This window comes from Rhizobium sp. YJ-22 (assembly GCF_029601685.1).
GTDB lineage: Bacteria > Pseudomonadota > Alphaproteobacteria > Rhizobiales > Rhizobiaceae > Metarhizobium.
In genome coordinates, this window is record NZ_JARRIR010000011.1 from 147,450 (window position 1) to 165,642 (window position 18,193).

15 protein-coding genes and 1 pseudogene are annotated in these 18,193 nt (G+C 64.4%); 2 read left to right on the forward strand and 14 right to left on the reverse strand.

Going from position 1 to position 18,193, the window contains the following annotated elements; all coding sequences use genetic code 11:
* Window positions 1–1,338, reverse strand: a complete 1,338-nt coding sequence (locus P7F60_RS23225; RefSeq protein WP_277920075.1) for an aspartate aminotransferase family protein — start codon at window positions 1,336–1,338, stop codon at window positions 1–3.
* A complete protein-coding gene (locus P7F60_RS23230) occupies window positions 1,335–2,219 on the reverse strand; it encodes a MurR/RpiR family transcriptional regulator (RefSeq protein WP_277920076.1) in 885 nt (294 codons plus the stop codon). Before P7F60_RS23230 ends, P7F60_RS23225 begins: the two co-directional genes overlap by 4 nt.
* Before the next feature lie 90 nt (window positions 2,220–2,309).
* Between P7F60_RS23230 and P7F60_RS23235 the strand changes: the two genes are divergently transcribed.
* Window positions 2,310–3,149: a 3-keto-5-aminohexanoate cleavage protein gene (locus P7F60_RS23235; protein WP_277920077.1), complete on the forward strand. Its 840-nt coding sequence runs from the start codon at window positions 2,310–2,312 to the stop codon at window positions 3,147–3,149.
* 208 nt (window positions 3,150–3,357) lie between these two features.
* Here P7F60_RS23235 and P7F60_RS23240 read toward each other — a convergent pair whose 3' ends face one another.
* From P7F60_RS23240 to P7F60_RS23260, 4 genes are all read right to left on the reverse strand, one after another.
* Complete coding sequence (locus tag P7F60_RS23240; RefSeq protein WP_277920078.1) at window positions 3,358–3,681, reverse strand: hypothetical protein; 324 nt, start codon at window positions 3,679–3,681, stop codon at window positions 3,358–3,360.
* An 88-nt stretch (window positions 3,682–3,769) separates the two neighbouring features.
* Window positions 3,770–5,062 (reverse strand): YsnF/AvaK domain-containing protein, encoded by a 1,293-nt coding sequence (locus P7F60_RS23245; protein WP_347276884.1) that lies wholly within the window; start codon window positions 5,060–5,062, stop codon window positions 3,770–3,772.
* Between the two features lie 195 nt (window positions 5,063–5,257).
* Entirely contained in the window at window positions 5,258–6,676 is a 1,419-nt protein-coding gene (locus P7F60_RS23255) for an FAD-dependent oxidoreductase (RefSeq protein WP_277920079.1), read from the reverse strand.
* A gap of 41 nt (window positions 6,677–6,717) precedes the next feature.
* Window positions 6,718–8,133, reverse strand: coding sequence for an LLM class flavin-dependent oxidoreductase (locus P7F60_RS23260; protein ID WP_277920080.1), 1,416 nt, complete (start codon window positions 8,131–8,133; stop codon window positions 6,718–6,720).
* A 214-nt stretch (window positions 8,134–8,347) separates the two neighbouring features.
* Between P7F60_RS23260 and P7F60_RS23265 the strand changes: the two genes are divergently transcribed.
* Window positions 8,348–9,559 carry an acyl-CoA dehydrogenase family protein gene (locus P7F60_RS23265; protein WP_277920081.1) on the forward strand — a complete coding sequence of 404 codons (1,212 nt, stop codon included), beginning with the start codon at window positions 8,348–8,350 and terminating at the stop codon, window positions 9,557–9,559.
* 151 nt (window positions 9,560–9,710) lie between these two features.
* Here P7F60_RS23265 and P7F60_RS23270 read toward each other — a convergent pair whose 3' ends face one another.
* The 8 genes and pseudogenes from P7F60_RS23270 to P7F60_RS23305 all read right to left on the reverse strand — a co-directional run bounded on the left by P7F60_RS23270 (window position 9,711) and on the right by P7F60_RS23305 (window position 18,186).
* Window positions 9,711–10,925: an SfnB family sulfur acquisition oxidoreductase gene (locus tag P7F60_RS23270; RefSeq protein WP_277920082.1), complete on the reverse strand. Its 1,215-nt coding sequence runs from the start codon at window positions 10,923–10,925 to the stop codon at window positions 9,711–9,713.
* 26 nt (window positions 10,926–10,951) lie between these two features.
* Entirely contained in the window at window positions 10,952–11,929 is a 978-nt protein-coding gene (locus P7F60_RS23275; protein ID WP_277920083.1) for an ABC transporter permease, read from the reverse strand.
* A 1-nt stretch (window position 11,930) separates the two neighbouring features.
* Entirely contained in the window at window positions 11,931–12,980 is a 1,050-nt protein-coding gene (locus P7F60_RS23280) for an ABC transporter permease (RefSeq protein WP_277920084.1), read from the reverse strand.
* Window positions 12,970–14,502, reverse strand: coding sequence for a sugar ABC transporter ATP-binding protein (locus P7F60_RS23285; RefSeq protein WP_277920085.1), 1,533 nt, complete (start codon window positions 14,500–14,502; stop codon window positions 12,970–12,972). Before P7F60_RS23285 ends, P7F60_RS23280 begins: the two co-directional genes overlap by 11 nt.
* 59 nt (window positions 14,503–14,561) lie before the next feature.
* Window positions 14,562–15,566 carry a substrate-binding domain-containing protein gene (locus P7F60_RS23290; RefSeq protein ID WP_277920086.1) on the reverse strand — a complete coding sequence of 335 codons (1,005 nt, stop codon included), beginning with the start codon at window positions 15,564–15,566 and terminating at the stop codon, window positions 14,562–14,564.
* Window positions 15,567–15,771: 205 nt separating this feature from the next.
* Window positions 15,772–15,968, reverse strand: a pseudogene (locus tag P7F60_RS23295) (hypothetical protein); the annotation flags it as partial.
* Between the two features lie 69 nt (window positions 15,969–16,037).
* Window positions 16,038–17,303 carry an SfnB family sulfur acquisition oxidoreductase gene (locus P7F60_RS23300; protein ID WP_277920087.1) on the reverse strand — a complete coding sequence of 422 codons (1,266 nt, stop codon included), beginning with the start codon at window positions 17,301–17,303 and terminating at the stop codon, window positions 16,038–16,040.
* A gap of 70 nt (window positions 17,304–17,373) precedes the next feature.
* Window positions 17,374–18,186 carry a MetQ/NlpA family ABC transporter substrate-binding protein gene (locus P7F60_RS23305; protein ID WP_277920088.1) on the reverse strand — a complete coding sequence of 271 codons (813 nt, stop codon included), beginning with the start codon at window positions 18,184–18,186 and terminating at the stop codon, window positions 17,374–17,376.
* Window positions 18,187–18,193: the final 7 nt, after the last annotated feature.

The following is an 18,193-nucleotide window of genomic DNA, read 5'->3' on the forward strand; positions in this document are numbered from 1 at the left end:
TTATGCGTGTGGGAGAGCGTTTATGGCGGCATCGATCGCGTCGCCCAGCCTCTCGACGATGCGGGTGATATCGGCGCGGTCGACGATGAAGGGCGGGGCGAGCAGCACATGGTCGCCGAGGCGGCCGTCTATGGTGCCGCCCATCGGATAGACCATCAGCCCGCGCGCCATCGCTTCCCTCTTGACGAGAGCATTCAGCCTGAGTTTCGGATCGAAGGGCTGCTTGCTCGCGCGGTCTGCGACAAGCTCGACGCCGCGAAACAGGCCGCGCCCGCGAATATCCCCGACATGATGGTGATTGCCGAGGCGGTCGGTGAGCTGGCTCTCCAGCTCCGCGCCCATGGCCACGACATTGGCGAGCAGGTTTTCCTGGCGAATGACATGCTGCACGGCAAGGCCGGCAGCCGCCGCCATCGGATGGGCCATATAGGTGTGGCCGTGCTGAAAGAAGCCGGAGCCGTTTGCGAAAGCGTCGAAGATCCGGTCCGAAAGCAGCACCGCGCCGACCGGCTGGTAGCCGCCGCCAAGCCCCTTGGCGATGGTCATCAGGTCGGGTGCGACGCCGTCCTGCTCGCAGGCATGCAACGTGCCGGTGCGGCCCATGCCGCACATCACCTCGTCGAGGATCAGCAGCACGCCGTAGCGGTCGCAGATGGCGCGGATGCGCTTCAGATAATCGGCGACGGGCGGCACGGCGCCCGACGTGGCGCCCACCACCGTCTCGGCGACGAAGGCGATGACCTCGTCCGCGCCGAGTTCGAGGATCTTGTCCTCCAGTTGCTGCGCGGCGCGGGCGGCATAAGCCTCGTCGCTCTCGCCGGGCTCCTGCAGACGATAGGCGTAGCAGGGATCGATATGATGGGTTTCGATGAGCAGCGGCTTGAACTGGGCCCGCCGCCATTCGTTGCCGCCGGCGGCGAGCGCGCCAAGGGTATTGCCGTGATAGCTCTGCCGGCGCGCGATGATGTGGCGGCGCTGCGGCTCGCCCTTCTCGACAAAATACTGCCGCGCCATCTTGAGCGCCGCCTCGACGGCCTCGGAACCGCCGCTGACCAGATAGACGTGACCGAGTCCTTCCGGCGCGCCCTCGACAAGGAGATCGGCGAGGTCCTCGGCGGCCTGCGAGGTGAAGAAGCCGGTATGGGCATAGGCGAGCCGGTCGAGCTGCTCGTGCAGGGCGGCGATGACGGCGGGATGGGAGTGGCCGAGGCAGGAGACCGCCGCGCCGCCGGAGGCATCGATATAGGCCTTGCCCTCGGCATCGAAGAGTTCGATGCCCTTTCCACCGACAGCGACCGGCAGGCGGGAGTGGATGGCGCGATGCAGAAGATGGGTCACGGACGCTTCATCCTTGTCTTGAGATGGGTATTGAGGGCGGCGGACTGGCGATCGACGCCGGCGAGAGCCGCGCTCGCCGCATCGCCCACCTGCCCGGCGACCAGTGCGCCCAGTGCCTCCGCGATGACGAAGGCCGGCGACATGGTGTGGAGAAACGAGGGGCTTTCGGTCGGCACGACGACGGTGCAGGCGGCAAGCTGCGCAAGCGGAGCGACGGGGCTGTCGGTGATCGCGACGAGCGGGATCCCACCCTCGACGGCATAGTCGGCGATCTCGATCGTCTGGCGCGTATAGGGCAGCACGCTGACGGCGACCATCACATCGTCGCGGCCGGCGCTGCCGAGCGCATCGGCGCCGATGCCGCCGACGGCGTCCAGCATGATCGAATGCTTGCCGGCGAGCGAGAGGATATAATGCAGGTGCCAGGCCGGCGAATGGCTGGAACGCAGGCCGAGGCAATAGACCCGCCGCGCCGCGCTCAGCCGCCGGGCCGCTTCGGCCAGCGTATCGAGGGCGGCGGGCTGCGACAGTTGCGCAATCTGTGCTGCGATCCCGCCCAGCATGTCGGCCGCCAGCGCTTGGTCGCCCTTGAGCTTCTGGCTTTTCGCCTGCACTCCGACACGGCCGGCAAAGCCCGTCACCTCGCCCCGCATCGCGTCGGCATATTGCTGGCGGATATCCTCGTAGCCTGTAAGGCCAAGATGCTTGGCAAGCCGGGTCATGGTCGCGGGCTGGACGCCGGCATGTCGCGCCTGCTCGCGCATGGAAAGCAATGCAACGTCGCGCGGCTGGTTCAGGATATAGCGCGCGGCGGCCTGGAGCTGATCCGACATCGTGTCGAATGCCTTGATGATCGTGTCTGCGAGAGGGCCGGTTTGCATAGGATTCGATTACACCCTTCATTGGTAGTTTGCAACATATGTTTCATTGATATAATAATATGATCCGTATGAATCATCGAGGATCGACGGATGACCGACCCCTATAGCTCGCATCGTGTGGCGATTGCAGTGGCGCCGAACGGCGGGCGCCGCACCAAGGCCGATCATCCGGCCATCCCGCTGACGCCGGCGGAACTGGCACGCACGGCGGCCGAATGCCTGGATGCCGGCGCCTCGATGATCCACGTCCATATCCGCCGCCCCGATGGCCGCCACCTGCTCGACGCCGAGGCTTACCGGCAGGCGATCGACGCCATCCGCAAGCAGGTCGGCGACCGGCTGGTCATCCAGATCACGACGGAGGCGCTCGGCATCTACGCCCCGGCCGAACAGATCGCGGTGCTGAAGGCCGTGAGGCCGGAAGCCGCGTCGCTGGCGCTGCGCGAACTCGCTCCGGACGAGGCCGCCGAGCCGGATTTTGCCGAGGCACTCGCCTGGATGAAGCGGGAAAACGTCTCGCCGCAGATTATTCTCTACGACCCGGCGGAAGCCGTTCGCCTCGCCGATATGATCCAGCGGGGCATGGTGCCCTGGCCGGATATTCCCGTGCTCTACGTGCTCGGCCGCTATACGGTTCTCCAGACCTCGCAGCCCGCCGACCTGCTGCCCTTCCTCGCGCCGAATGCCCCGCGCTTCTCGCACTGGAGCGTTTGCGCCTTCGGACGCCACGAGGCCGCCTGCGTCACCGCCGCGGCCCTGCTCGGCGGCCATGTTCGCGTCGGTTTCGAAAACAATCTGCATTTGCCGGATGGCTGTTTTGCACCGTCGAACGCCGCGTTGGTGGGGGCGGTTGCGAATGCCGCTCAAGGCCTTGGTATGGAAATATGCAATGCGGATGAGCTTCGCGCACGTCCTGTTTCATCTGCCTGACAATCGAGAGCATTGAAGCAGCAATCGCGCTGTGGCGGCCGCCATGTGGCCGGCCGCCGGACACGTTGCGGAATGCCTTCCAAAAGCACCTCGAAGCGGCGAAGGGCGAGGTTGCCGTGTGGGATCTGCAGGTCAGCTCTGTGCAGATATGGAAAACATGCCTTTGCGAAGCGCCGGCCTGGGATGAGGAAAGTTTGCCGGCGATGACCTACCCCATGATGAAAGGCTGGCCGATGCGGACCATATGAACCTTCGGCTTGCTAAAAGGGAAGCGGACCACGTCGATGTCGCCATTCTCGACGTCTACCTGCAGGGCGAGAAGGTATGACCCGCCGCCGAAAACCTGGAAGAGCAAGGCGTGCCGTTCCTGTTCGCCACCAGCTACAACCAGTCGATTATCCCGCCGCGCGTCGGTAGCGTTCTTCGGTATGACGAGCCAATCGGCCCGAAAAATCTTGGTCGCGTTGACGCAACGATCATCGACAAGGCGCATTCCTGGAAAAGCGCAACTAAGTCGATCTATCGGTTCCATGCTTCAGCGTCCCGACGTCAAGACGATCGATGTCAGTCAAGGACGGGACGCCAGCCGAGCGGTTGCCGGCTGACGTGTCGGTTTAGATTCAGTCGCGATTGAAGCCCTGGCGTTGCGTCATCGCGCCCTGCGACTGGGTTTGGTTGCGCTGATCGTCAATCTCGACCTCGGTCTTGCGAACGCTCTCATTGATCGTTTCGGTACGTTCGGTCGCGGATTTCTTAATGCCGATTTCCTCGACGACGCGGGCGTCCTTGGAAACAACCGCTTCCTCATGATGTTCTTCGGCGGAAATGGTGCGATCCTGGAATACTGCATCGGCATTGTCCACCGGTCGGTCAACCGGCCGGCGCGTGATCGTGACCTCTTCATCGCGAAGCGAGACATTCTCGGAAACCGGCGTCTCGATCGTATAGGCGCGTACCTTCACGCTCCCGGAATTGACGTCGCGCTTTCCGACCCGCAGGTTTTCCTCGACGACCTTGATCGTACCGTCGTCGGAGGGTGCGTCAAAGGCATCTTCGCGGCTGGTGCCGAGTGCGCTCAGGTTGCGATCGTGGGCCGATGCTGCCGCGCTGGCGTTCGCAGCGGATGTGTCCCAGCCCTCGCTGCGCCATTGGTCGGCGCGTTCGTCGATATCGATGCTGCCTTCGTCGTCCAGAATGGCGTGGGCGGTCTTGTAGAGATCGTCGCTTATCCCCGAAACAGAAACGAGGAACCCACCACGACGCAGACCTTCTGAATAAACGAGGCGATCGTCATTGGGGAAGAAGAAGTCTTCAAGCGCGGCCCAGAAGCCCTTGCGGTCGTCGCTGCCCGCAATTGCCCGATCGCCATCGGCTTCATAGCCGGGGACGAAACGGATGGAGTCGTGGGGTATCCCCGCTTCCTCCAACCGCTTTACGGCGTTTTCGGCATCTGAACGGCTGTCGAAGAACGCAGTAAGCGTGTTCGAAGTGCCGGAAGCGGCGGAATAGGCATTGGAGGCGTTTTCGATGGTCATGTCGGTTTCCTTTTCATCGTTCGTGCGTACGACCGTGGCGGTCTGCCTTCGAAGAACGGTTGCGTGAGTTTCGGTTTCTGTGGTGACGTCCCGCCGTATGTGGATTTCCTCGATGAGAAAGAGGCGTTTGACCATGCGTTCTTCAACGATCGGGACGATGGTGACGTCCCCTTCGGTCCGGATAGCCGGCGGGGTTTGAATTTCGACATCGAAGGCGACGCGCGAGACGTCGACCTTCTGCCTGGCAAGTTGGATATCGACGACGGCCTCGACGAGGTCTGTGTCGGTCATGACATGCACGTAGCCGTCCACGACCGAATGCTTGTCGATTTTCAGGTGTTCTTCCAGAAGGGGAATTTTCGTTTCGGGTTGCGGCATGGGCTTCTCGCTGGCGTCGTCAGCTCACAACGGAGCGAGAATCGAATTGTTCCGGCCTTAACGATATCGGCCGCTACGGCAGACAAAGCCTTTGGAACGATCGTTTGCGGCCTGTGAGGTGACGCTGAACATCGAAAATGCCGCATCGTCCCAAGCCGAAGCGCTCCCGCTTCACCTGGAAATGCCTGAGGAAGGCTAGATCGACCCCTGGTCGATCCTGGCGCGCAGCTGAATTGCGACGTTCTCGGCAACGAAAACGGCGTGGTCCGTCACCTGAGGAAGCCCCATCAGCTCTCCGAATGTGCCACGTGCCAACGGGCCCGCGACGTAAAGCGTTTCACTCGCCTTCCCGGTCCTGTTTATCGCCCGACTTTGCTCGTCGACGAGGATACCGAGACCGACCGCATCCGGTTGCAGGTCACCCGAACCGGCGAGCCCAGAGAGGAACGCCTGGCTTGAAAGCACCGAAGCGTGACCGGGACCCGTCGTCACCACCACGCTGTCGAAGTGTTCCAGATACGTTTCCCGCCGGCGACGCGGACGGAGCCGCACCGCGATACCGTCCGCTGCGGAACAGGTCACCCCCGTGATAGCCGCCGGACGAAAAACGAGTGTGCCCGCTGAAAGACGCCGCTCTATGACAGCCTCCACTTGCGGCGCGATACGGAAGCGGTGCACATCCCAGTAGGGCCGCAGAAAGCGAACGACGCGGCGGCGCTCGGCGACCGGCAGCGCGCGCCAGATGTCGCGTCCCTGGGCGCGGAGCCGGTCGAAAACCGCGTGCCAGCCAAGGCCCAGAGCTTTGGCCTGCGAAAGGCCGTGCCGGATGCGTCGCAGCAGGCCCCGCGCCGAGCGGGATGGCGGATCGGCAAATTCGCCGAAGGGCTCGTAAGCGGAGAAGTCGTGGCCGCGCGAGCGGAGGCCACGGCGCGAGACGGCGGTGATCTTCCCACGATGCCCGAGGGCATCGAGTGTCGCGATGACATCTGCGGCGGTAAGCCCGGTACCGACGACCAGCACGCGATCATCTCTGCTGATGCCGGAGAGAGCACCTGGCACCGTCGCATCGGGAACATAGCCTGGATAACCGGAAAGCGCTCGATGGAGGGCTTCGGGTGGTTGAGGGCTGGGATGCGTGGTTGCGAGAACCAGGATATCCGCATCGAGCGCCGATCCCCCGTCGAGTTCCACATGCCAGCCGCCTGCAGGCGCCCTGGTCACGGCGCGGACGCGGCTGCGACGATGTTCGATCAAGCCACTCGCAACAAAGGGGTCAAGATTTTCAGAAACATATCGACCGAAGGCGGACCGTCGCGCGAAGACGTGCCCCTCCGGCGTCACGGCCTCCGGGTCGTCGGCGAGCGTGCCGCTCTCGACGAGCCAGCGCTGAAAATGCTCGCCATCTTCGGGTAGAAGCGTCATGCGCGCAGCGGGAACGTTGATACGGTGCGCGCGCTCGTCCGAATCGTAGGCCAACCCGCCGCCGAGCAGCGGTCGAGGTTCCAAGACGACGACCCTTGCATGAGCGGCGGGCATCCGGCGTATGAGATGATAGGCACAAGCGGCGCCGGAAAAACCGCCCCCAATGATTGCGACCACTGGTCTGGCCGACATTCGGTTCACCTCCGCATCCAGGATTGGCATCGCCACGGGCGTCACGCACCGACAGATTTCAGCGCGGGAATGGCCGCGGCCTCACGACGCTTCACCGCCTCGATATCGCGGTAGCCATCGGCGGGATGGGTCTTGGGCAGATAGGGCCCGTCGCCGAAAAGCTTCTCACGCAGGGTACCGTCCCTGTAGGCGGTCGGATAGGCGCCGCGCCTCTGAAGTTCCGGCACGATATGGGCAACGACATCCTCGAAACTGTCCGGCGTCACCGCATACGCCAGGTTGAAGCCGTCGACATCGGTATCCTCGACCCATTCCTGCAGGATGTCGGCGATGCGCTCCGCCGAACCGACGAAGACCGGTCCCATACCGCCGATGCCGCCAAACTGCGCCAGTTCATCGATAGTCCAGGATTTATCCCCGCCGGCGATGTGCTCGACGAAGGAATGAATGGCATTGGTCTCGATCTTCTCGACCACGTCGGTTGGCGCATATTGGCCGAAATCGATGCCGCTCCAACCGGACATGAAGGTGAGCGACCCGTCATAGGAGACGTAGCTCTTGTAGTCCTCGAACTTCTTCTGCGCCTTCTCCTCGGTCTCGTCGGTGATGACCGTCACGAGGGTGTAAATATAGACCTTCTTCGGGTCGCGGCCGGCCGCGGCGATGCGCTGGCGGATATCGGCGACATAGGCCTTCAGCACGGATTTTGTGGGCGCGGCGACGAAGATGCATTCGGCATGGGCGGCGGCAAAGGCCTTGCCCGGCCCGGAGGCACCGGCCTGGTAGAGCACGGGCGTTCGCTGCGGCGAGGGCTCGGTGAGACCATAACCCGGCACGTCGAAGAACTTGCCCCTGTGGTTGATCTCGTGAACCTTTTCCGGATGCGTAAAGATGCGCTTGTCGCCGTCGCGCACCACGGCGCCCTCTTCCCAGGAGCCTTCCAGCAGCTTGTAGAGCACCTCGACATATTCGGCGGCGACTTCGTAGCGATTGTCGTGCCGGCGAAGGCCGCCCTGTCCGACATTCTTCGCGCCGCTCTCCAGATAGGACGTCACGATATTCCAACCAACGCGCCCCTTGGAATGGTGGTCGGCGGTCGCAAGGCGTCTGGCGAAGGTATAGGGGTGCTCGAAGGAGGTGGAGGCGGTGATGCCGATGCCCAGATGCTTCGTGGCGAGCGCGATGGGTGCAGCAAGCTGCAGCGGATCGTTGACGGGGATCTGAGCCGCCTGATGGATGGCGTGGTAATTCGAGCCCTTGTAGACATCGTAATAACCGATGACGTCGGCAATGAAGATACCGTCGAAGACACCGCGCTCCAGCGTGCGGGCGAGATCCTGCCAGTAGTCCAGATCCTTGTATTTGAACGACTTGTCGCGCGGGTGCGCCCACAGGCCGGGGGATTGATGGCCCACGCAGTTCATGTCGAAGGCGTTGAAGCGGATTTGCCGTGCCATGGGTGTCTCCTGAATACGAGGATGCCTGACGCATCGATCGGAGACGAAGATAATGCTTATCCGCTCCAAATACAGAAATTCTATCTTTTTTATAGATTAATAGTGGAAATGGCTTTCTAGCTACGATGCCCCGACTTTGGGAACATATGTGCAAGCGGCGGAAATCCGTGCACTGCACATCGCCCCACCCTGACCGCCGCGCAGGAGACCGATCATGAGCACCCTACACCTTGTCAAGGAGCCCGAGCGCCAGGACGACCGGGCGCGCCTTTTTGCAAAAGCCGAGGAAATTGCCGCAGACCTTGCCCGTCGCGGCGCTCAGCTCGATAGAGAAGGCAAGCCGCCGTTGGCGGAAATCGACCGATTGAAACAGGAAGGCCTGCTCAGCGCGCTGCATCCCGTCGAGATCGGCGGCGGCGGGCTCGACTGGGTGGACGGTCTGCGCCTGGTGCGCATCCTCGCCCGCGGCGAAAGCTCGATTGGCCAGTTGCTCGGCTATCATTTCGTCAACAGCCAGTACGTCTACTGGGCGGCCGCCGACCCGGACAAGGCCTTCGACCTCGGTGTCGAGACGGTCGCCAAGTCGCTCTATTGGGGCGCCGCCGTCAACCCGCGCGACCCCGGCCTGACATTGACCAGAAGCGGCGACCGCTATCGTCTCAACGGCAAGAAGACCTTCTCGACCGGTGCGCATGTCTCCGACCGCATCAATGCCAATGCGGCCTTCGGCGAGCAGATCGCCAATCTCGTGCTGCCGACGGACCGGGCCGGTTACATCGCCAACGACGATTGGGACAATATCGGCCAGCGCCTCTCCGACAGCGGCAGCGTCGAGTTCAGGGATTTCCCGGTCTACGAAAGCGATTTCCTGCTGCCGCTCGCGGGGAAGGACGCCGCGCCTGCGGTGCGGTCGACGTTCAACACGCCGCTGATCCAGCTCGTCTTCGTTAACTTCTATCTCGGGACGGCCGAGGGCGCGCTGGCGGCGGCAGAGGATTATGTGCGAAACACGACGCGTCCCTGGGTCACGTCCGGGCTCGAAAAAGCCAGCGAGGATCCGTATATCCTGGAGCGCATCGGCGAGTTCCACGCGGCGCTGAAGGCCTCCGCCGCCCTTGCCGACGCGGCGGCGGTTGCCGTCCAGTCGGCGCTTGCGGGCGGAGGAAGCGTCACCGCGCGCCAACGCGGCGCGGCGGCGATCGAGGCCTATGCGGCAAAGGTCAACGCCACCCATGTCGCGCTGGAGGTCACGTCTCGCGTGTTCGAGCTGACCGGCGCCCGCTCGACCGCCTCGCACCACGGCTTCGACCGCTACTGGCGCAACGTGCGCACCCACACGCTGCACGACCCCGTCTTCTACAAAGCCCGTGAAGTCGGCGATTTCGCGCTCAACGGCCGTGTGCCGGAGCCGAGCCTCTATAGCTGAGGGGAGAAGCAGGCGGAAGAACCGGAGGCGGCCAATGGCCGCCTAATGCCGTTGGCGACCGGCATTCCCGCCCGCAAGCATACTTCCAAGAAAAAGGCCGCAACTCCGAGAGTTGTGGCCAGGCGACGACCCTCATGACGACGCGCGGATTTCAGAGCGCGCCACTCTTCGGCGGCGTGACACCATTGAGGTGATAGTTGCCGACGACGTGGTACTTCCAACGGACCGGATCGTGCAGCGTATGCGTGCGGGCATTGCGCCAGTGACGCTCGAGGTTGAGACCGCGCCTGGTGGCGGACGAGCCGGCCAATTCGAACAGCACGTTCGTCGCGTCGATGGCGAGTTCCGTCGTCAGCACTTTGGCGGCGGCCACCGCCAGCGTCGCGGCGACGGCATTTTCCGCGGTGAGGTTCACCTGCGCCTGATCGACCTTGCGCCCTGCCCGCTCCAGCGTCGCCTCGGCGGCATCGAGGCGGATGGCGAGTTCGCCGATGCGGGCGATGGTCAGGGGATCGTCCGCGGCGCGCTCGACACCGCTGCCGGTCCAGGGCCGCGCCCTGTCGCGGACGTAGTCGATCGTCTCCTTCAACGCCGCGCGCGCGATGCCGAGATCGATGCCGGCATGGATGATCTGGCCGACGGAGCCGATCGTGCCAGGGCGCTCGAACCCTTTCTGGTGCGGCACGACGGCATCGGCCGGCACGTAGACGTCATTCAGGATCGTCGTGCCGCTGCCCGTCGTGCGCTGGCCGAAGCCGTCCCAGTCGTCGACGATCTCGATACCCTCGGTCTCGCGCGGGGCAAACGACATGGTGAGGCGATCCTCTTCGTCGAGCGCGAAGATCGCCACCCAATGGGCGAAGAGCACGCCGGTCGAATAGAATTTCCGTCCGTTGATGCGGAAGCCCGCGCCATCGCGTGTGATGCGCGTGTTGTAGTCGCCCACCGTCTTCGTGCCGACCTCGGAAAGGGCGTTGCCGAAGCGCTCGCCGGCAAGCGCCCGGCCGAAATAGAAGCGCTTCTGCGTCTCGCTGCCGTCGTGGCGGAGCGCTTCCAGAATGTAGAAATGGTTCTGCGAGATCTGCCCGATCGAGCTGTCGGCCTCCGAGAGGATCGCCGTCACCTCGGCGAGCACGACATTGGAGACATCGATGCCGCCATATTCGGAGGGAACGGTGATGGCCAGCAGGCCGGAGGCGGAGAGCTTGTCCAGTTCCTCATGCGGCAGCGCCCGCTCGTGATCGCGCCGGCTCGCGCCGCCGGCGAACTCGGCGGCAAGCGTGCGGGCGATGGTGAGCGCCTCTTCTTCGCTGTCGATACGGTGGGCGGTCTGCGAGGGGTCGGCAAGCCGGGTGACGCTGCTCATGAAGAATCCTTTCGATGAATCCGGGTTCAGGCCCGGCCGGCGGCCTTGCGGTTGGCGAAGCCGATGGCGAGGACGCAGAAGATGAGGAGGCCGGTGCCGACCTGCTGCCAGTAGAAATTGAGGCCGGACAGCAGGAGGCCATTGGCGACGATGCCGAGCAGCAGCACACCGAGAACGGTGCCCGGCACGTTCGGCCGCCCATGCGGGTCGAAGGTCGTGCCGATGAAGGTGGCGCCGATGGCGTTGAGGAGGAAGGCGTTGCCGGAGGACGGAATATAGACCGTGACCGTCGAGGTGAGAATGAGGCCGACCACGGCGGCGATCGTCGAGACCAGGATATAGGTGGCGGCCGCGATGCGTGGCAGGCGCAGCCCCGAATAGCGCACGACGCTCGCCTGGATGCCGGTGGCGAGCGCCACCCGGCCGAAGCACGTGCGCGAAAGCACGACCCAAGCCCCGCCGATGACGAGCGCGGCGACGAGAAGCGGCACGGGAATGCCCGCGAGCGTGCCCTGTCCGAGGAAGCGGAAGGCTTCCGGCACGCCGGCGGGCGGCAGGTAGACCGGGTTTCCGCCGTTCGTCAGCAATTGCTGCACGCTGCGGCCGACGAAGAGCGTGCCGAGCGTGGCGAGGAACGGCGAGATGCCGATACCGGCGATGAGCACGGCGTTGAACAGGCCGACCAGTGCGCCGCCGGCAAGCCCGCCGAGGGCGGCAAGCGCGACCGGCTGGCCGGCACGCACCAGGGAGACGAAAGCGAAGCTCGAAAAATCCACCGCCGTGCCGACCGAAAGGTCGATGCCGCCCGCCGAGACGGCGAAGGTCATGGCGATGGAGACGATGGCGAGCAGGGCGAAATTGTTCACCAGCACGCTGAGGAGGTTTGCGCCGGACAGGAAGCCGGGCGCAAGCGCTGCGAACAGGATGAAGACGGCGGCGAGCGCCGCGACCAGCGCAGAGCGCGCGACGCCGCGGCTGAAGGAGGAAACAGCGACGTTCCCCATGTCAGACATTCTCCTTGCGGCCGAGCACCGTGGTGGCGGAAACGACCAGCAGGATCAGTAGTCCCTGCACGCCGCTGACCAGCGTGCTGGAAATGTTGAGAAGCTGGAAGCCGTTGATGAGGAAGCCGACGAAAAGCACCGACAGCAACGTGCCGGTGATTGTCGGCACCAGCCGGCGGGAAAAGACCGTGCCGAGCAGGGCGGTGACGACGACCGGCAGCAGCATGTCGCCGGCCCCGGTGGTGCTGCCCGAAAGGTAGGAGACCGAAAGGATGCCGGCGAGCCCCCCGCACAGGCCGCTTGCCAGGAACGAGCCGGCGACGAAGGTCTTGACGGGCAGGCCCGCCGCCCGCGCCGCATCCGGGAATGCGCCGACCGCGTAGAGGCGCAGGCCGAGCGGCGTGTACTGCACGATGGCGGCGACGACGAGCGTGAAGCCGAGAAGGAGGTAGGCGAGCACGGGAATGCCGAACGGGCCGCCGGCCGAAAGCGTCGAGAGGAACGCGCCCGATGCGGGGACGACGGTATTCTGCGTCAGCACCAGTTCGAGGCCGGCGACGACGTTCATGACGGCAAGCGTCGCCAGCAGCGGCACGATACCCGCAAGCGTGACGGCGGCGGCATTGACCGCGCCAATGGCGAGTCCCGTGCCGAGCGCGCCGGCAATCGCGACACCATCGCCATGTCCCGCCTGCGCCAGCGTGGCATAGACGGCGGCGCTGAGGCCCATATTGGCGGCCAGCGACAGGTCGATGCCGCCCGTCACGACGTTCGAGCCGCCGGCGATGATGACGATGGTGAGCCCGATGGCCAGCACGCCCGCTATGGCCGACTGGCCGAGCACGTTGCCGATATTGCCGACCGTGAGGAAGAACGGCGCAGTGACGGAGAAGACGATGAGAACGCCGAGGAAGACGGCGAGCGCCCCGCCACGCAGCGCCAGCGTGGCAAAGCGGCGGCCGAAGGTCGGGCCTGCGCCTGGCGGTTCGAATGCCTTCTGGGCCTCGACTTCGAGTGCGGAGGCAGGGATATAGGGCGTGTCAACCAGCATGGCGAAGCGTCTCATGGGCGCCCGTGACATCGGCAAGGACCTCGTCCGGGCTCGTTTCGGAGGAAATGAACTGCCGCGTGACGCGGCCGCGGAAGAAGACGAGAACGCGATCGGTGACGCCGAGCAGTTCCTCGATATCGGAGGAAAGCACGAGGACGGCCGCGCCGCGTTCGGCAAGCTCGCCGATCAGCCGGTAAATCTCCACCTTGGCCGCGATGTCGACACCCGTCGTGGGTTCGTCGAGCAGATAGATTTCCGACTGGCGGCTCAGCCATTTGGCGATCGCCACCTTCTGCTGATTGCCGCCCGAGAGCGTCTTCACGAGGGCATCGACGCTGTCGGTCTTGATCTGCAGTCGCCTGACGAGGTCTTCCGTCTGCCGCCGTTCCGCGCCGCGATCAATGAGGCCATGCGAAAAGCGGTCGAGGCTGGCGAGCGTGGTGTTTTCCGTGACGGAAAGGTCGAGCGCGACGCCGTCGCGGCGGCGATCCTCCGGCACGAGCGCCAGATGGCGGTCCGTCGCAGCCGCGGGATCGGCGCAGAACACCGTCTCGCCCTTGACGGAAACGGTGCCGCCGGTCGGCCGGTCGAGGCCGAAGAGCGTTCGCACCACCTCCTTCGCGCCCGAACCGACGAGCCCGGTGAAACCGAGAACCTCGCCCTTGCGGAGCGAAAAGGAGACGGCGTCGAAGCGGTCTGCGAGCGCCAGGTTGTCCACCTCCAGGAGCACCTCGCCCGGTGTGACGGCCGGCTTCGGATAAAGTTCGCCGATATCGCGATTGACCATCAGCGCGCCGATCTCGGCCGCCGAGGTTTTAGCGACGGGCAGGGTCGCGACATCGCGGCCGTTGCGCAGCACCGTCACCGTGTCGCAGAGATCGGCGATCTCCCCGAGATAATGCGAGATGTAAAGGATGGTGACGCCCTCCGAGCTCAGGCGGCGGATGAGCTGGAAAAGCAGGTCCGCCTCGCGCCGGACGAGTGCGGCGGTCGGTTCGTCGAAGACCAGCACCTTGGGATTGGCGATCAGTGCCCGCGTGATCTGGACGATCTGCTTTTCCGCCGCCGAAAGATCGGCGATCAGCGCGGAATGGGGCAGTGCCAGGCCGAAATAACGCTCCAGCACCTCGGCCGACTTGCGCCGCATCGCCCCCCGGTCGAGGAAGGGCGTGCCCGGGAAACGCAGCTCGCGGCCGAGGAAAAGGGCCTCGCCGACCGTGAAGGTGGGAACGAGAAGGCGGTCCTGGTGGATGAAGTGAATGCCGAGTTCTTCCGCAAGATGCGGCGTCAACCGGTCATAGGACTTGCCGTCGATCTCAAGCCTGCCCTCATCCGGCCGGTGAAGGCCGGCGATGAGCTTGATCAGCGTCGACTTGCCTGCGCCGTTCTGCCCGACGAGACCGTGGATCGAACCACGCACGACGGTCAGCGACGCACCCGACAGGGCCGTCGCCCCGCCAAAGTGCTTGACGATGTTTTCGAGACGGATGATCGCCTCGCCATTCCCTGCTGTACCAACCATGACTGCAATCCCCATTGACAGAACGACCGCGGCGCAGCCGCCGCGGTCCGGCCGGACGATCAGCCGATGCCGAGCTTCTTGGAGATCTCGCCGACGTTCTGCTTGTTGGCGAGCAGCGCCGGCACATAAGTTTCGCGCGGCAGCGTTTCGCCGGCAAGGTGACGGGCGACGTTGCGGATGGCGACGCGGCCCAGTTCGGCGGGCTGCTGGGCGACGTCGGCGGCGGCCGGCGAGTTCGGATCGGCGACGAGCTGGAGCACTTCCGGGCTGCCATCGACACCATAGGTCCGGATCTCCGTGCGGCCGGCGGCGGCAAGCGCCTGCGTTGCGCCGAGCTGCGGAATGTCCCATGCGGACCAGATCGCCTTGATCGACCCCTTTTCCGGATATTTCGCGAGAATGGCGGTAATTTGCGTGAACGCATCCTGGACGGTGTTCGGAATCACGTCGCGCAGCTCCGGCTGCACGATCTGAACCTTCGGGAAATATTTCACCACATTGACCAGCTGGTCATAGCGGATGGCGCAGGGTGTCACGCCGTAGAAGCCGTTGAACACGACGATATTGCCCTCGCCGCCGATATCGGAAACGAGTTGAAGGGCGAGGTCCTTGCCGATGCCCCAATTGTCCGAGGTCGAGTTGTTGATCGAGTTGACCGAGCCGACATCGATGGTGAAGACCGGGATATCGGCCTCACGCGCCTTTTTCAGCCACGGGTCGATGACGCTGAGCGTACCGAGAAGCTGGACGATGGCATCGGGCTTCTGGGCGATCAGCGTCTGGAGCTGGGACACGAGCTTGCCGTCGTTGCGGCCGGCATCGACGGCGATCGGCTCGCCGCCGAGGCGCTTCACCTCTTCGATCTGGGCGTTGTAGGCCTGGAGATCGAAAAAATGATCCGTGCCGGCAGTGCTGATGCCGATGCGCTTGCCCTTGAGAGAGAGGCCGTCCTCGGCTGCTGCGGCATGGGCCGAGAGCAGGCCGGTTCCTGCCACAACGCCCGCGACGGCGGTGAGCTTCAGGAGATTGCGGCGATTGACGCCGGATCGGATATCGTCGGACATGATGTGCCCCGTTGGATCGATAATGATATAATTCTATAAAATATATAGACTATCTCGTGGAGATAGGCAGGATTTTCCAAAATCCGGGGCGGTCGCGAAAAGATTGAACTTTTCGAAAGGCTGACGAATCCGCAGCTTGCCCCGGTGCGGCGCCCATCCCGCGCAACGCCCGGGCGGGATGCCGATCCGGCAGGCGATCGCCTTCGCCGAAGCCAAGCCCCTTCGTCACGGCGGCCATGGCCGAGACCAGCATCAGGGGATCGTTGACCGGAAGCTGGATGGTTTCGCGCAGCGTCAGGCCGACGACTTCTGGTAGGCATCGCACACCCCGACGATATCGGCGGGGAACAGCCCGTCGAACGGGTCGCGCTCCAGCGTCGCGGTCAGCGACGTCCAGGTGTCCGGCCTGTTGTGGTCGCTCGACCGGTCGTGCGGACGGGTCGAGCAGAATTTCCCAGGCCATGGACCGGGTCAGATCCAGGAATGCAGCGGCGGCTGCACGCCGCTGAGGTAATATTGCCCGACCGCATGGAGCTTCCAGCGCACCGGGTCGTGCAGCGTGTGCGTGCGCGCATCGCGCCAGAAGCGGTCGAGATTGTGCACGCCGAGGGTCGAGCGCGTGCCGGCAAGCTCGAACAGCTTGTTGGCAGCCGCCAGCGCCACCTCCGTCGTCAGCACCTTGGCCTCTGCGACCGCGATCTTCGCCTTGCCGATCGTCTCGTGGTTGACGTCGGCAATCGTCGCATCGAGTTCACGGCCGGCACGATCCAGCAAAGCTTCGGCGGCGTGCAGGCGGATCTTCAGGTCGCCGATGGCCGCGATCGTATAGGGATCGTCGCCGGCGCGGTCCGAGCCGCTGTCGATCCACGGGCGGGCGTGGTGGCGCACGAGATCGATGGTCGCCTCTATGGCGCCCCGCGCGATGCCGGCGTCGATGGCCGCATGGATAAGCTGGCTCTGGGGACCGACGGCGCTCGGGTTCTCATAGACGATATGGGCCGGCAGCACGCGGTCTGCGGGAATGGCGACGCCATTGAGGACAACCGTTCCGCTTGCCGTGGTGCGCTGGCCGAAGGCCGACCAGTCGTTGACGACCTCAAGCCCCTGCGCGCCCCTGTCGGCGACCGCAACGACAACGTGTCCGTCCTCGTCCAGCGCCACGATCGGCACGAGATGGGCGAAGAGCGCACCGGTCGAATAGAATTTCCTGCCCGAGACCACGACGTGATCGCCCTTGCGGACGAGCTTCGTCTCGAAGGCCTCGACATTCTTGCCGCCGAATTCGGAAAAGGCGTTGCCGAGCCGTCTTCCGCCCAGGACCGCACCGAAGAGATCGCGCTTCTGCGCCTCGCTGCCCGTCTGCCTGATGACATCGATGATTTCAAAACTGTTCTGGGCGATCTGCGTCAGCGAGGAATCGCCGGCCGCCAGCGTCGCGAAGACCCTTGCCAGCGTGACCTGCGAGACGCCGGCTCCGCCATAGACCTTGGGAATGGTGATGCCCCACAACCCGCTCTGTGAAAAGAGATCGACTTCGCGGAACGGCAGGCGCCTTTCGCGGTCGCGCTCCTTCGCCTCGGCTGCAAAGAGCGGCTGTAGCTGTTCGGCGACGGCAATTGCCTCCGCGTCGTCGCGGATGACATGGGCCGGCGCCAGGGGCGGGCTTGGCAGCCAGCCGGGATCGCCCGGCTCTGCGTGAGGGGTTCTGGGGGTTGCGTTCGCAGCGTTCGAGCTCATGTTGCACGGCCATCCATCGAAAGGAGGGGCCGGGCTGCGGCAAGCGCAGCCCGGCGGCGAAAGGCGGAAATCAGAAGGCGGCGACCACCTGTCCCTTGTAGCGCTCCTCGATGAATTTCCGCGTCTCGTCACTGTTGAGCACCTTGGCAAGCTTGGCGACGCGCGGGTCGTCCCTGGTTTCGGGGCGCGTCACCAGATATTCGCTCCAGACGTTGTAGCCGTCCTGGCCGCGGTCGATAAGCAGCGCCTTCTCGATGTCGAGCTTGGCCTCGAAGACATAGTTGCCGTTGAGCGCGGCGAGATCCACCTCGCCCAGCGCCCGCGGCAGAAGGGCGGATTCGAGCTCGACGATCTTGAGGTTCTTCGGGTTGTCGACGACGTCCTTGATGGTCGGCAGCGGGTCTTCCGGCGAGGTCAGCTCCGGTTTGCCGGAGACCTTGATCAGGCCGAGTTTCTGCAGCAGCAGAAGCCCGCGACCACCATTGACCGGGTCGTTCGGGATCGCGACGGTCGCGCCGTCTTCGAGTTTCTCGACCGCATCGATCTTCGTCGAATAGGCGACGAAGGGCTCGATATGCACGGGTACGATGGGGACGAGTGCGGTGCCGCGTTGCTTGTTGTAGTCGTTGAGGAACGGCCTGTACTGGTAGTAGTTGGCATCGAGCTCGCCGGAGACCAGCTGGGCGTTGGGCTGGATGTAGTCCGTGAAGACGCGGATATCGAGATCGAGGCCATCCTTGGCAAGGATCGGCTTCACGAATTCGAGGATTTCGGCGTGCGGGACGGCGGTAGCGCCGACGACGAGCGTTTCGTTCGCCTTGGCGGAACCGAAGGCGGCGAGCGCCAGGCCGGCCGCAAGGCCAATGGATTTCAGGATGCGCATGGGATGC

Coding starts and splice junctions, on each gene's coding strand:
- P7F60_RS23230 (WP_277920076.1), bottom strand. CDS start 2,219: ATGCAAACCGGCCCTCTCGCAGACACGATCATCAAGGCATTCGACACG.
- P7F60_RS23235 (WP_277920077.1), top strand. CDS start 2,310: ATGACCGACCCCTATAGCTCGCATCGTGTGGCGATTGCAGTGGCGCCG.
- P7F60_RS23240 (WP_277920078.1), bottom strand. CDS start 3,681: ATGGAACCGATAGATCGACTTAGTTGCGCTTTTCCAGGAATGCGCCTT.
- P7F60_RS23245 (WP_347276884.1), bottom strand. CDS start 5,062: ATGCCGCAACCCGAAACGAAAATTCCCCTTCTGGAAGAACACCTGAAA.
- P7F60_RS23255 (WP_277920079.1), bottom strand. CDS start 6,676: ATGTCGGCCAGACCAGTGGTCGCAATCATTGGGGGCGGTTTTTCCGGC.
- P7F60_RS23260 (WP_277920080.1), bottom strand. CDS start 8,133: ATGGCACGGCAAATCCGCTTCAACGCCTTCGACATGAACTGCGTGGGC.
- P7F60_RS23265 (WP_277920081.1), top strand. CDS start 8,348: ATGAGCACCCTACACCTTGTCAAGGAGCCCGAGCGCCAGGACGACCGG.
- P7F60_RS23270 (WP_277920082.1), bottom strand. CDS start 10,925: ATGAGCAGCGTCACCCGGCTTGCCGACCCCTCGCAGACCGCCCACCGT.
- P7F60_RS23275 (WP_277920083.1), bottom strand. CDS start 11,929: ATGGGGAACGTCGCTGTTTCCTCCTTCAGCCGCGGCGTCGCGCGCTCT.
- P7F60_RS23280 (WP_277920084.1), bottom strand. CDS start 12,980: ATGCTGGTTGACACGCCCTATATCCCTGCCTCCGCACTCGAAGTCGAG.
- P7F60_RS23285 (WP_277920085.1), bottom strand. CDS start 14,502: ATGGTTGGTACAGCAGGGAATGGCGAGGCGATCATCCGTCTCGAAAAC.
- P7F60_RS23290 (WP_277920086.1), bottom strand. CDS start 15,566: ATGTCCGACGATATCCGATCCGGCGTCAATCGCCGCAATCTCCTGAAG.
- P7F60_RS23300 (WP_277920087.1), bottom strand. CDS start 17,303: ATGAGCTCGAACGCTGCGAACGCAACCCCCAGAACCCCTCACGCAGAG.
- P7F60_RS23305 (WP_277920088.1), bottom strand. CDS start 18,186: ATGCGCATCCTGAAATCCATTGGCCTTGCGGCCGGCCTGGCGCTCGCC.